The organism is Salinibacillus aidingensis (assembly GCF_055393355.1).
In genome coordinates this window covers 360,499-373,929 of record NZ_AP043759.1, presented here as the reverse complement: position 1 = coordinate 373,929, position 13,431 = coordinate 360,499, and the positions used below count along the sequence as shown (strand labels likewise).

Here is a 13,431-nt window from a genome sequence, read left to right as displayed (position 1 = left end):
AATTATTGGAATTAGTTATATTTTTTTCAGCTACTGGTCTATGCTTTTATTTATTTGATGGCTGGTTGGAATTTATAAGCTTTATAACTACTGCAGTGATCCTTGATATTATTTTTGATAAATTCAATAAACGAAGTAACAGAGTGGAAATGAAACCGTAGTTATTTTTATTCACTACAATCTATAACATTTTGAAAAAACACACTTAAATTATTGGAGGTATATTCATTGATCAAAGGTCTATACGAAGCACATTTACCAGTAAGTGATTTAAATAAGTCGATTGAAATTTTTGAAGGGCTTGGCTGAAGTTTGATCATAAAGTGGAAGATCGATTAGCTTTTTTATGGATTATAAAAGACCAAAGCTGGCTTGGTTTATGGAAAACCGATAAAGTTGAGGCAGAGTATCATCCTTCCATTAGACATATAGCTTTTGAGGTATCTTTGGATGGTTTGAAAAACTCGGTTAACTGGCTAACAAATAGAGGATAAACCGAGAAAAACTTTTGGCTTTGAGCCTGTTGAACCATTTGTGATGCCTAATCCAAATGAACGGTTTGGCCATGCAAAGATACATTTTAATGACCCGGATGGAAATAGTTTAGAGTTCATTTGCAAGATTAATAATCCTAACCATTTGACTGAAAAACTGTATTTAAGTGAATGGGAAAAATTAAATGGATTAACAAAATAGTATGCAGCCTTGATGAAAGCAAAAAAGCGTTTGAAAGACAAAGAAAGAGATTTCTCACTTTCTCCGTTTCCCTCAAACGCTTTAAGCCTTTTTCTTTATAAAATTGGGGTTTTGGCAGAACTCTATGCCAAAAAGTAAAAGGTTATTTTTGCATTACAAATTCAACTCTATTTGCGCCACGCATTCCACATGGCTCGTCTGCGGAAACATATCCACTGGCTGCACCTGTTTAGTTTCATACCCACCCTCAGCTAAGATATTCAAATCTCTTGCTAAAGTGGATGGATTACAGGAAACATAGACAATTCGCTTCGGCTGCATGTCCAGCATGGCCTTTAGCAGTGTTTCATCACAGCCTTTTCTGGGAGGATCCACAACGATAACATCCGGTCTTAATCCTTGCGCTTTCCACCAGTCCATCACCTTTTCAGCGGCTCCGACATAGAATTCTGCATTATCAATATGATTCAGTTTTGCGTTTTTCTTTGCATCATCAACAGCCTCAGGAACGATTTCTACTCCATACACCTTTTTGGCTTTCTGAGCCAGGAAAAGAGAAATGGTTCCAATCCCGCAGTACGCATCAACTACGGTTTCATTACCGCTTAAATCAGCGTATTCCAATGCTTTGTCATACAGGGTTTTCGTCTGCTCAGGATTTACCTGATAAAAGGACTTGGCTGAAATCGCAAATTGTGTATCCCCAATGGAATCATGGATGTACTCTTCTCCCCATAGGAGTTTTGTCTTTTTCCCTAGAATAACATTTGTCCGTTCAGGATTTACGTTCTGCATAATGGATTTTACATTCGGATAGGCCTTACGAATTTCCTCGACAATCTTCTCCTGTTGCGGAAGCTTGTCCGTCCTGGTTACAAGCACAACCATAATCTCGTTGGTTTCCTTGCCATTACGGACCATGATATGCCTTAGAATCCCGCGATGTTTATCCTCATCATACGGAGTAATCCCTGCATCCTCGGCAATTCGGCGCACGGCTTCAACCATTCGATCATTCTGTTCATCAGTAATCGGGCAAGTATCCATATTAATAATGTCGTGGCTCCGCTTTTTATAAAAACCTGTTTCAAGGCGGCCTTCTACTCCCTTAACAGGAATTTGAACCTTATTTCGATAACGCCATGGGTCCTCCATACCAATCGTCGGATGTACAGGAACCTCTTCTAAATGGCCAATTTTTCGCATGGCATCCTGTACCTGCTTTTGCTTCACGTCCAATTGCATCTTATAGCTCATGTGCTGAATCTGACATCCACCACATTGGTAAAACACATCACACGGAGGTTCAATACGCTCCGGGCTTTGATCGAGGACCTTCAGTAATTTTCCGAATCCGAAATTTTTCTTGACCTTAACAACTTTAACCTTGGCTTTTTCCCCTGGTAATCCATAGGGAACGAACAGAGGGTATCCATTTATCTTTCCTACACCTGAGCCTTCGTGGGTCAAATCGACAAATTCAAGCTCGATGGTTTCATTTTTTGCCACAGGTGGTTTCACTTTTGCCATTATGAATCTTCCTTTATGTTTAACTTTAGTTCTATTTTTCCATTAAAACGTTAAAACAATCATCTGATTCAAAGTTTGTCCATTTGCATCACCTTTACAAACAAAGAATACGAAATCAGACAACCTCATGTCTAATCCGTATTCTCAGGTACGAAGAATTCAATATGCTGATACAAATTGACAAATTTCCCGGGCAATAATCCGCCATATTCCCCGTCAATATTTAACGATACGTTTTCTTCTACATCAACCGTCAGTGATTTTGTCTTTGTATAAATGATCTTGTCGTGGTGAATATGGTTCCCCTTAAGAAGGCTTGTCGCTATTTTAGGGATATCGCCAAAATGTGTTTTACGAACGATCAATAAATCAAAATAACCATCGTCCATTTCACCTAAAGGGTTTGCTCTTTCAAACCCGCCGATTGAATTGGAATTCGAAATCAGAAACATCATGATGGGCTCTTCCAGAATATGATCATCATATTCAATTCGGACATTGATTGGCTTCATAAACGGAAGCATTTCGATTCCTTTAATATAATAAGCAAGCTGGCCTAGCATCGTCTTTAATTTGCTCGGAACCTCATAGGTGAGCTCGGTTATTTTTCCACCACCAGCTATATAAATAAAATACCTATCCTCATCAATTTTGCCAATATCGATTTTTTTCGTATTCCCGGCGATAACGACATCAATAGCCTTTTGAATGTTTCTCGGAATTCTCAGAGATCGTGCAAAATCATTGGTTGTCCCCACAGGAATCACACCAAGCTTGGGTCGAAAGGGTTGCTCTGCCAATCCATTGACGACTTCATTAATCGTTCCATCGCCACCAGCTGCGATAACAACATCATATTCCCTTGTGACAGCTGTTCTTGCTGCTTCTGTTGCATCTCCCTCACCGGTTGTGGCATGTGTAGAGGCTTCATACCCTGCTTCTTCCAGCTTTCGTAAAGCTCTGGGCAGCTCTTTCTGAAATGCTTCACGTCCCGATGTCGGATTATAAATAATTCTGGCACGCTTCATTTTCTTCACCTTCATTTTGGATATCTATACCAATCTCATCATATCCCTTTTTATTTGAAATGAAAAGAGCAGATTCAGCTGTATCTGCTCTCTTCACTATATTTATGCGGACAACCTTTATTTTTTCCTGTTTTCTTTATCTCTTTTCCATTTCGCCTAAAAGAATTTTGTTGACCATTTTCGGATTTGCCTGTCCTTTAGTTGCCTTCATCACTTGACCGACTAAGAAGCCGAGCGCACGATCTTTTCCGTTCTTATAGTCATCAATGGACTGTTGGTTTTTATCAAGAATACCTGTAATAATTTCGGTAAGCTGACCTTCATCCGAAATTTGAACAAGCCCTTTATCTTTAACGATTTTTTCAGGATCTCCACCTTTTTCAACCAGCTCGCTAAAGACTTTTTTCGCAATCTTGGAAGAAATGGTCTCATCTGCAATAAGCTTCACCATTTTCGCAAGGGATTCAGGAGTTAAAGCAATATCTTCCAGTTCCTTATCATTTTTATTCAGATAACCTGAAACTTCCACCATTAACCAGTTGGAGGCTAGTTTTGGATCGGCACCTGCTTTAATCGTCTCTTCAAAGAAATCGGACATTTCCTTTGTAAGAGTTAGAACCATGGCATCATAGGCAGGAAGCCCCAGTTCATTCATGTAACGGGCTTTTCTGGCATCAGGAAGTTCAGGAATTTCTGCCCGAACCCGCTCTTTCCATTCTTCATCAATATAAAGTGGAACTAAGTCAGGCTCTGGGAAGTAGCGATAATCATCGGACCCTTCCTTTACACGCATGAGAATCGTTTCCTTCGTTTGCTCATCATAACGACGGGTCTCCTGAAGAATCTCACCACCGGACAGAAGCACTTTTTCCTGACGCTTTTCTTCAAACTCCAGCCCTTTTTGCACATAGTTAAAGGAGTTTAAGTTTTTCAGCTCCGTTTTAACACCGAATTCCTCCTGACCAATAGGACGAAGGGAGATGTTGGCGTCACATCGAAGCGAGCCCTCCTCCATTTTACAGTCGGAAACTCCGGTATACTGAATAATCGACTTCAGTTTTTCCAGGTAAGCATAAGCCTCCTTTGGTGTGCGAATGTCAGGCTCTGAAACAATCTCAATCAGCGGTGTACCCTGACGATTAAAGTCAACCAGAGAATAGCCATCATCACTGTGTGTCAGCTTTCCGGCGTCTTCCTCCAAGTGAAGACGGGTAATCCCGATTCTTTTCGTTTCACCATCTACTTCAATTTCAATCCAGCCATTTTCCCCGATTGGCTGATCAAATTGCGAGATCTGATATGCCTTAGGGTTGTCCGGATAAAAGTAGTTTTTACGATCAAATTTTGTATTTGTAGCAATATCGCAGTTCAAGGCCAGTGCTGCCCGCATGCCGAAGTTTACGGCTTCTTCATTTAAAACAGGCAATACACCTGGATACCCTAAGTCGATTGGGTTTACGTTCGTATTGGTATCATCCCCAAATGCGTTTGGACTTGGACTGAAAATTTTCGACTCTGTTTTAAGCTCCACGTGAACCTCTAACCCTATAATGGTTTCGAAATTCATGACTGAACACCTCCCAATGCTGGCTTTTGCTTATGATAATCGGTCGCCTGCTCAAATGCATGGGCTGCACGATAAACTGTACTTTCATCAAAGTGCTTACCGATAATTTGCAGACCGATTGGCAGTCCCTCTGGTGAGAAGCCACAAGGAATGGAAATCCCCGGTACGCCAGCAAGGTTAACAGGAATGGTCAAAATATCATTCGCATACATCGTCAATGGGTCTTCAATTTGTTCCCCGATTTTGAAAGCAGGTGTAGGCGTTGTTGGTCCCATGATGACATCATACTCTTCAAGAACTTTATCAAAATCCTGTTTAATTAATGTACGAACCTGCTGTGCTTTTTTGTAATAAGCATCATAGTAGCCTGAGCTTAAGGCAAAGGTTCCCAGCATAATCCGGCGTTTAACCTCTTCACCAAAGCCCTGGCTGCGAGACTCTTTGAACATATCCATCATCGACTTCGCATTTTCGGCACGAACTCCATAACGAACCCCGTCAAATCGTGCCAGGTTCGCTGATGCTTCAGAGGATGCGAGCAGGTAATAGGTAGCCACAGCATACTTTGAATGAGGCAGGGAAACCTCCTCCCATTCTGCACCTAATTCTTCATATTTTTTCAGTGCTTCAAGAATGGAATCGCGAACCTCTTTATTAACCCCTTCTCCTAAATATTCTTTAGGCACGGCAATCTTTAAGCCCTTCACATCACCTGTTAAGGCTTCGCTGTAGTTTGGGACTTCAACATTCGCACTTGTGGAATCCATTTTGTCGTGTCCGGAAATCACTTCAAGCACTTTTGCATTGTCCTCCACCGTTCTTGTTACAGGACCAATTTGATCAAGGGAGGATGCAAAAGCAACCAGACCAAAACGGGAAACTCTTCCATATGTAGGTTTTAACCCAACAACACCGCAGAAAGCTGCCGGTTGGCGAATCGATCCGCCAGTGTCAGATCCCAATGCATAAAGGACCTCGCCGGATGCCACAGCAGCTGCAGAACCCCCGCTGGATCCACCTGGGACATAATCGGTATTCCATGGATTACGTGTCGTAAAATAGCTGGAGTTCTCATTGGACGATCCCATCGCAAATTCGTCCATATTCAGCTTTCCAATCGTAACCGACTTTGCCTGATTCAGCTTGTCCACCACGGTGGCATTATATAAAGGATCATTAAAGTTATCTAAAAACTGACTTCCGCATGTAGTGCGCAGCCCTTTCGTTACAATATTATCCTTGATCCCGGCCGGAAGTCCGAACAGCTTTTTTTCGGCTGTCGCATCACTTTCATCTAGCTCTTTTGCCTGTTGACGTGCCTCTTCCTCATTCAGGGTTAAAAAGGCTTTCACCTCGTCATCCACATCGGAAATTCGTTGATAAGTCTCATCCACTAAATCCTGAACCTTGATTTCGTTATTATGTATTTTTTCCTGCAGTTCTTTAATAGAAAAATCAAATAGTGACATGTCTCCTGCCTCCTTACTCTAAAATAGATGGAACGCGGAATTGCCCATCTTTCTTGTCTGGCGCGTTCTTCAGTGCTTCTTCCTGAGTGAGCCACTGCTTCGGTTCATCTTTACGCATCACATTTTTTAAATCCAATACGTGTGTGGTTGGCTCTACATTTTCCGTATCCAGCTCATTCAATTGCTCAGCAAATTTAATAATCGAACCAAGCTCATCCGTTAATTTTTCCGCTTCTTCTTCCGTAATCGCAAGACGAGCAAGGTTTGCAACGTGTTTTACCTGATCTTTAGAAATATCATCCATCTCATTCACCTCCAAATTTTCTCGAACACTTACAATATTTATTTATAATAGCAAAATTACCTATGAAGTAGCAACTTGTACCAATCTATATTCTAACATTTTAGAGGGGGGAGAGGAACAATTTAGGATGAGTAATGTGGTTAGGGGATAACCCATGGGGGAGACTCGTAGGAGATGGATATGCGCGGGCGGGATTGATGACTTTTGTGTTTTGGTTGATAAACTGCTCATGTTGGTGGATTCTTCCTCTGAATTGATTGATACTTCTGCGGGGATAGTGGATAAAACCTCGAGGGAAACGGATACGCACAGCCGGGACTGATTCCTGGGGCATATTGATTGATAAACTGCTCAATTTGGTGGATACTTCCCCCAAATTGACTGATACTTCCGCGTAACTGACTGATAAACCCGCGGGGGAGACCGATTCACACAGCCCGGATCGATACCTGATGTATTTTAATCGATAAACCCCTCAATTTAATGGATTCTCCCTCCAAATTGACCGATACTTCCACAAAACTAACCGATAAACCACTCACTCCGACCGATTCCTCCCACCCCCCCTGATATGAGCGCACTCCACCAATTCAATCAAACGTTTGTTTAACACCCCTGCTCCCCAATTCAAACAAGCTGATTTCCCGGAAACCTATTGCTTCTTTTCCATTCTATTGATATGTTTTGAATAAGCCAGAGGGAGTTTTCGACCAATAAAAGCTGGGGGCAAACAAAAGAATGCCTGCTCTGCGGCAACAGAACAGGCATTCATGGGTATTCGTTTAGGATTTAACGGTAAACTGCTCTTCTTCTGTGGAACCTTTAAGGGCGGTTGTGGAAGATTCGCCTCCAGAAACAATGGTAGATACCTGATCAAAGTAACCAGTTCCAACTTCCCTCTGGTGCCTTGTTGCTGTGTAGCCATCTTTTTCACTGGCAAATTCGGCCTGTTGCAGCTCAGAGTAAGCTTCCATTCCACGCTCTTTATAGCCTTTAGCCAGCTCAAACATGCTGTGGTTCAAGGCATGGAAACCAGCCAATGTTACGAACTGGAACTTATAGCCCATCTTTGCCAGCTCTTTCTGGAAGCTTGCTATGGTTTCCTCATCAAGCTTTTTCTTCCAATTAAAGGATGGAGAGCAGTTATAAGCAAGCAGTTTATTTGGATATTTTTCATGAATAGCGTCCGCAAACTTTTGTGCTTCTTCCAAGTTTGGCTCAGACGTTTCACACCAGATCAGATCTGCATATGGAGCATAAGCCAGCCCTCTTGCAATCGCCTGATCAATACCAGCTTTCGTACGGTAAAAGCCTTCTGAAGTACGTTCACCAGTAATAAATTCATGATCATACGGGTCTACATCACTTGTTACCATATCCGCTGCATTTGCATCGGTACGGGCAATAACAATCGTTGGTGTGCCCATTACATCTGCTGCAAGTCGAGCAGAAATCAGGTTTCTTACCGCCGTTTGTGTAGGAAGCAGCACCTTTCCACCCAGGTGACCACATTTTTTCTCAGAGGATAGCTGATCTTCAAAGTGAACCCCTGATGCTCCGGATTCAATCATGCCTTTCATTAATTCGAACACATTCAGTTGACCCCCGAATCCTGCTTCAGCATCTGCTACAATTGGCTGAAACCAATCGATGGAATGGTCATTTTCAATATAGTGAACCTGGTCAGCCCGCTGTAGTGCCTGGTTAATCCTTTTTACAACGTGCGGAACACTATTTGCCGGATAAAGGCTTTGGTCGGGATACATATGACCGGATAGATTGGCGTCTGCTGCAACCTGCCATCCACTCAAATAAATGGCCTTCAATCCTGCTTTTACCTGCTGAACAGCCTGGTTTCCTGTCAAAGCACCAAGAGCATTAATATAATCCTCAGTATTTAAATAATTCCAAAGCTTCTCGGCACCCTTTTTCGCCAATGTGTGCTCAATATCAATAGAGCCTCTAAGGTTAATCACTTCTTCAGCTGAATACGGACGTTCTACACCCTTCCAACGATTGTCCTGCTCCCAGCTTTTTTCCAATTCTTTTACTCGATTATCCATTATAAATTCCTCCCCTGAAAAATTCATATTATAAAATTTCATAGCCTGGTAATGTTAAAAATTCTTCCAATTCATCTTTCTCAATTAACTCGTCAAACAGCTCAACAGCCTCATGAAATCTTCCCTGTTCAAACACCTCTTCTCCTATCTCTGACATAATTTTGTCAACCTCTTCCTGCTTGAACTGTTGATAGAGATTGACGGTTATCTTCCTTCCATCTGAAAGGACACCTTTAGGATGACGGATCCACTGCCAGATTTGTGCTCGTGAGATTTCAGCAGTTGCCGCATCCTCCATTAACTGATTGATAGGGACAGCCCCTCTGCCTTGTAACCAGTTCGCGATGTAGAGAAGACCAACGCGAATATTTTGTCTTAGTCCAAGCTCTGTAATATCACCGGTTGGAATTTCAAGTAAATCCCCATCAGTCACCTCCAAGTCCTCCAATTTCTTTATATCAACCTGGCTGGCACCTGGCATCTCCTTATCAAACACTTCCTTTGCTACAGGAACCAATCCAGGATGAGCAACCCATGTTCCATCATGACCATCTTTGGCTTCTCGTTCTTTATCGGCTTTCACTTTGGCAAAAGCATCTTCATTTGCGGCTTCATCATCCTTGACCGGAATTTGTGCGGCCATTCCTCCAATCGCCTGCGCTCCCCGTTTATGACACGTTTGAATGGTCAGCCGGGAATAGGCTCTCATAAACGGAGCGGTCATCGTTACCAGCGAACGGTCCGGCAGTATAACCTCTTCATGGCCTCTAAGCTTTTTTAAATAGCTGAAGATGTAATCCCACCTTCCACAGTTTAGTCCTGCAGAGTGTTCTCTTAATTCGTATAAAATTTCATCCATTTCAAAAGCGGCCAATATCGTTTCAATTAATACCGTTGCTTTGATTGTACCCTGTGATAGGCCGAAATAGTTTTGGGCGAATGTAAATACATCATTCCACAGGCGGGCTTCCAAGTGACTCTCCATTTTCGGCAGATAGAAGTATGGCCTCGTGCCCGCTTCTACTAACTTTTCAGCATTGTGGTAGAAATACAGCCCAAAATCAAACAAGCTCGCACTCATCGGTTTTCCATCAACCACTAAATGTTTCTCGTCTAAATGCCATCCCCTGGGTCTGACAAATAAGACAGCTGTTTGATCATTCAGCTCATACGTCTGCCCGTTATCTGTGATCATGTCAAGCGATCTTCGTACAGCATCCTTCAGATTAATCTGACCCTGAAACACATTTTCCCATGTAGGAGAAGTGGCATCTTCAAAACAGGCCATATAGACGTTTGCATCTGAACTGAGAGCGTTGATGACCATTTTCCGATCCACCGGCCCTGTAATTTCCACTCTCCTATCCTGGATTTCCTCGGGGATTGGGGCAATGGTCCAGTCACCCTCCCGAATATGTTTTGTTTCAGGTAAAAAGTCAGGTTTCTTTCCAGCATCTAATTCCTTCTGTCGTTCTTCTCTGTACTGTAACAGTTCTTTTCTGCGCTTACCGAATTTCCTTTCCAGCTGCTGCAAAAAGACAAGTGCCCCAGCTGTCAGGATCTCCGTCTCGTCGCGCCTCTCTTCCCTTGGCCTCGGAATACCTGCAACCTTAGCTGTCAAATCCTCACCATCCTTTTTGTTATATTACAGTTTATTAATTATGTTTTGTATTATATAACAGTAATTTCGAAAATGTAACCCCTTTTTCAGAAAAAATTAACAAAAGATTTCGACAGGTTGTTATCAACATGGAGATAACTCATCTTATTGATTTTGGAGGGATGGTTACGCAACAAAATACTATTAAAGCCGATTAAACTCTAATTCATCCACAACTCCCCATTTCTAATCAGCTACCCCATCATTTATCCGAACCCGACCGATTTCCAATATCCTAAATAAAAAAGGATGCCCCACATCATAGTGGAGCATCCTTTTCTTCTGATTTAGTTCCTGGCTATCGAACGTGCTTCATCAAATTCTTTGTCCATCTCCGGTTTGGTCTTTGTAAAGAGACTGATTCCAATTGTTAAAATCATATTCAACAAGAAACCTGGGACAATTTCGTATAATTCGAATATACCACCTGTTAAATTAGCCCATACAACGACTGTAACAGCACCTGTTATCATCCCGACGATTGTCCCGGGAGCTGTAACCCGTTTCCAGAACAGTGATAACAGAATGATAGGTCCAAACGCAGCACCAAATCCGGCCCATGCATAGCTTACAAGTCCCAGTACTGAACTTTCAGGATTACTTGCAATCATTATAGCAATAATGGCAATGATGATAATGGACAGACGGGCTATGGTAACCAGCTCTTTGTCTGTTGCGTTTTTACGGAAAATTCCCTTGTAGAAATCCTCTGCCAATGCAGATGACGACACTAGTAACTGAGAATCGATTGTACTCATAATAGCAGACAAAATAGCCGCCAGCAGGATTCCTGCAATGATGGGGTTGGTTAGCATTTGTGAAAGTAAAATGAAGATGGATTCCTCATCATCTAACAGGGAAAAATCAACGGCAGTTCCGTCTTCTAATACAGATGCCAGTTTTACATTTTCCTCTGCCAGGACACTCGCATCCATGGAGCCTATATAAGCAAAGCCAGCCAGTCCCGCAAAGATTGCACCAAAGAGGCCAAGAACCATCCATGAAATTCCGATAAACCTCGCTTTAGGTACGTCCCGATGAGATTTTAATCCCATAAACCGTACAAGGATATGAGGCTGTCCAAAATAGCCCAGTCCCCATGCCAGTGATGAAATAATTCCAATCATTGCTACACCTGACACCATCTCTAAATGATTGGTGCCCATCTGTGTACTAAGCTCTCCTACCTTATTAAGAGTCTCCTGCCATCCACCAAGTTCATTAATGGCCACGATAGGCAGAATAATTAATGCAGCAAACATTAAGATTCCCTGAATAAAGTCGGTCCAGCTTACAGCTAAAAAACCACCTAAAAATGTGTAAGCAATAATGACAATGGCACCAATCCAGAGACCCTGCGTATACGTTAAATCAAAAGACGAACTGAACAATTTCGCTCCTGCCGTCATTCCTGATGCTGTATAGATCGTAAAGAAAAATAGAATAACCAGTGCAGATACAAAACGAAGGATATGAGAGTGGTCTTTAAAGCGGTTTTCAAAAAAATCCGGAATGGTAATGGAATTGTTGGAAACCTCTGTATAAATGCGTAGACGCTTCGCAACAAATTGCCAATTAAGATAAGCACCCACGGACAGACCAATAGCCAGCCATGCTTCTCCTAAACCTGATAGATAAATAGCCCCAGGCAGCCCCAACAGCAGCCATCCGCTCATGTCCGATGCACCGGCACTAAGGGCGGCAACACCCGGACTTAAACTTCTTCCGCCTAAGAAATAGTCTGACAGATTACTTGTCAGCCGATAACCGACAATACCGAGTAAAAGCATCCCGGCCAGATAAACAATAAAGGTAATTAACGTACTCATGAATCTTTGTCACTCCTGTTGAATAGTGTAATTGCTGATAAAATAATCAATATTGGCATAGGAACAAACAGCCAAAATAATGTTGCTCCGGATAAAACATAATCCTGCATGATTCCCCTCCTCTAAAAACACAATGAGTTTATTATCACATTTTGACAGAAGTTTGACAAAACGGTCTCAGTCTGAATAAGTTCCCTTAATTTCCATGAATATATCCAAGAACCATATAAATGGTTTGCATAGCTTATTACGACATTATTCGACATTTTGCTCTGACATGCAATCAATTTGCTGTTTAAGATAGAATATATCAAATGCAAGTTTTTTAAAATTACGGTAAAGAAAAATAACCCGATTAACTCCTTGTTATGGAGTTTACCGGGTTATTTTTTATTGAGAATCCTTCTATTCATCTGCCTGCAATTGGTTTTCTGCCATTTTAGCTAAATCCTGGGCGTTCGTACTAATTTCCTGAACTGTAGATGATATTTCCTGTATGGCAGCAGCCTGAGCATCCGTCATTTTGTGGATTCCTGCAAATGCTTCGTCGAATTCTGCAATTAAATTTTGTATCTTTTGTGTTGCTTCGTCAATTTTTTTAACATTGTCCTTTGAATTATTGGCCAGTTTACGGATTTCCTCGGCAACAACACCGAATCCTCTTCCACTCTCACCTGCGCGTGCTGCTTCAATCGATGCATTTAGCCCTAGCAGGTTACTTTGGTCAGAAATTCCTCTGACAACGGTTGAAACCTCACCAATTTCTTCTGTACTCTCACTTACTTTTTCCACTTGTGAGGAAACATCTGTTACATGCTGGGCCAGTTCATTAATGGAGCTGGTTACTTCCTGGATGGATGCAGCAGATTGTTCAACTACTGCAGATAAGCTTTCAGCGACTTCGTACAATTTGTTAGCCTTCTCCAGACTGGTTCCCATACCTACGCCACCAATAACCGCTCCTCTCTCATCATGCAACGGAATCGCACGTGCAATAAGAGGGAAACCAAATAATTCCTTGGGCACAATTTCAGCTTTTGACTGGTTTTCCTTAATGGCATTCGTAATGATGTCACCCTCAGCAAGAGGATCACCCGGAGTAACATTAAGAGCAAAGGTTTCTCCAGGAATGTTTATAATTAGTTTTTCTGTATCATAGATTCCAACTGTGACATCATCCTGTATCAATTTATTCAGATATGGTGCCACTTTAATAAAAGCATTTAGAATGTCAGAATTTGTTTCAATTTGTTCAGTAACATCTGTCATTTTTGTTTTCACTCCT

The 13,431-nt window shown here is 41.9% G+C and carries 11 protein-coding genes and 1 pseudogene; 2 read left to right on the top strand and 10 right to left on the bottom strand.

What is annotated here, in order from left to right; all coding sequences use genetic code 11:
• Positions 1–228: 228 nt before the first annotated feature.
• Together ACZ5OK_RS02070 and ACZ5OK_RS02065 are read left to right on the top strand one after the other, a co-directional pair.
• Positions 229–696 (top strand): annotated as a pseudogene (locus ACZ5OK_RS02070) (VOC family protein).
• 12 nt (positions 697–708) lie between these two features.
• The gene (locus tag ACZ5OK_RS02065) at positions 709–834 is read left to right on the top strand and encodes a hypothetical protein (protein ID WP_343841773.1); all 126 of its coding nucleotides are present in this window, start codon (positions 709–711) and stop codon (positions 832–834) included.
• 15 nt (positions 835–849) lie between these two features.
• Here the strand turns inward: ACZ5OK_RS02065 and rlmD are convergent, their stop codons facing one another.
• From rlmD to ACZ5OK_RS02015, 10 genes are all read right to left on the bottom strand, one after another.
• Positions 850–2,226, bottom strand: a complete 1,377-nt coding sequence (rlmD, locus tag ACZ5OK_RS02060; RefSeq protein WP_343841771.1) for a 23S rRNA (uracil(1939)-C(5))-methyltransferase RlmD — start codon at positions 2,224–2,226, stop codon at positions 850–852.
• Between the two features lie 131 nt (positions 2,227–2,357).
• Positions 2,358–3,254, bottom strand: coding sequence for a diacylglycerol kinase (locus ACZ5OK_RS02055; RefSeq protein WP_343842204.1), 897 nt, complete (start codon positions 3,252–3,254; stop codon positions 2,358–2,360).
• Positions 3,229–3,351 carry a hypothetical protein gene (locus ACZ5OK_RS02050; RefSeq protein WP_343841769.1) on the bottom strand — a complete coding sequence of 41 codons (123 nt, stop codon included), beginning with the start codon at positions 3,349–3,351 and terminating at the stop codon, positions 3,229–3,231. The genes ACZ5OK_RS02055 and ACZ5OK_RS02050 overlap by 26 nt, the downstream gene beginning before the upstream one ends.
• 39 nt (positions 3,352–3,390) lie before the next feature.
• Positions 3,391–4,821 carry an Asp-tRNA(Asn)/Glu-tRNA(Gln) amidotransferase subunit GatB gene (gatB, locus tag ACZ5OK_RS02045; RefSeq protein WP_343841767.1) on the bottom strand — a complete coding sequence of 477 codons (1,431 nt, stop codon included), beginning with the start codon at positions 4,819–4,821 and terminating at the stop codon, positions 3,391–3,393.
• Positions 4,818–6,290, bottom strand: coding sequence for an Asp-tRNA(Asn)/Glu-tRNA(Gln) amidotransferase subunit GatA (gene gatA, locus ACZ5OK_RS02040; RefSeq protein WP_343841766.1), 1,473 nt, complete (start codon positions 6,288–6,290; stop codon positions 4,818–4,820). The genes gatB and gatA overlap by 4 nt, the downstream gene beginning before the upstream one ends.
• A 13-nt stretch (positions 6,291–6,303) precedes the next feature.
• Positions 6,304–6,594 (bottom strand): Asp-tRNA(Asn)/Glu-tRNA(Gln) amidotransferase subunit GatC, encoded by a 291-nt coding sequence (gene gatC, locus ACZ5OK_RS02035; RefSeq protein ID WP_343841764.1) that lies wholly within the window; start codon positions 6,592–6,594, stop codon positions 6,304–6,306.
• A gap of 782 nt (positions 6,595–7,376) precedes the next feature.
• Positions 7,377–8,657 (bottom strand): isocitrate lyase, encoded by a 1,281-nt coding sequence (aceA, locus tag ACZ5OK_RS02030; protein ID WP_343841762.1) that lies wholly within the window; start codon positions 8,655–8,657, stop codon positions 7,377–7,379.
• Positions 8,658–8,685: 28 nt separating this feature from the next.
• A complete protein-coding gene (aceB, locus tag ACZ5OK_RS02025; protein WP_343841759.1) occupies positions 8,686–10,278 on the bottom strand; it encodes a malate synthase A in 1,593 nt (530 codons plus the stop codon).
• 326 nt (positions 10,279–10,604) lie between these two features.
• A complete protein-coding gene (gene putP, locus ACZ5OK_RS02020) occupies positions 10,605–12,146 on the bottom strand; it encodes a sodium/proline symporter PutP (protein WP_343841756.1) in 1,542 nt (513 codons plus the stop codon).
• A gap of 405 nt (positions 12,147–12,551) precedes the next feature.
• Entirely contained in the window at positions 12,552–13,415 is an 864-nt protein-coding gene (locus ACZ5OK_RS02015; RefSeq protein WP_343841753.1) for a methyl-accepting chemotaxis protein, read from the bottom strand.
• Positions 13,416–13,431 lie beyond the last annotated feature (16 nt).

Coding starts and splice junctions, on each gene's coding strand:
- ACZ5OK_RS02065 (WP_343841773.1), top strand. CDS start 709: ATGAAAGCAAAAAAGCGTTTGAAAGACAAAGAAAGAGATTTCTCACTT.
- rlmD (WP_343841771.1), bottom strand. CDS start 2,226: ATGGCAAAAGTGAAACCACCTGTGGCAAAAAATGAAACCATCGAGCTT.
- ACZ5OK_RS02055 (WP_343842204.1), bottom strand. CDS start 3,254: ATGAAGCGTGCCAGAATTATTTATAATCCGACATCGGGACGTGAAGCA.
- gatB (WP_343841767.1), bottom strand. CDS start 4,821: ATGAATTTCGAAACCATTATAGGGTTAGAGGTTCACGTGGAGCTTAAA.
- gatA (WP_343841766.1), bottom strand. CDS start 6,290: ATGTCACTATTTGATTTTTCTATTAAAGAACTGCAGGAAAAAATACAT.
- gatC (WP_343841764.1), bottom strand. CDS start 6,594: ATGGATGATATTTCTAAAGATCAGGTAAAACACGTTGCAAACCTTGCT.
- aceA (WP_343841762.1), bottom strand. CDS start 8,657: ATGGATAATCGAGTAAAAGAATTGGAAAAAAGCTGGGAGCAGGACAAT.
- putP (WP_343841756.1), bottom strand. CDS start 12,146: ATGAGTACGTTAATTACCTTTATTGTTTATCTGGCCGGGATGCTTTTA.
- ACZ5OK_RS02015 (WP_343841753.1), bottom strand. CDS start 13,415: ATGACAGATGTTACTGAACAAATTGAAACAAATTCTGACATTCTAAAT.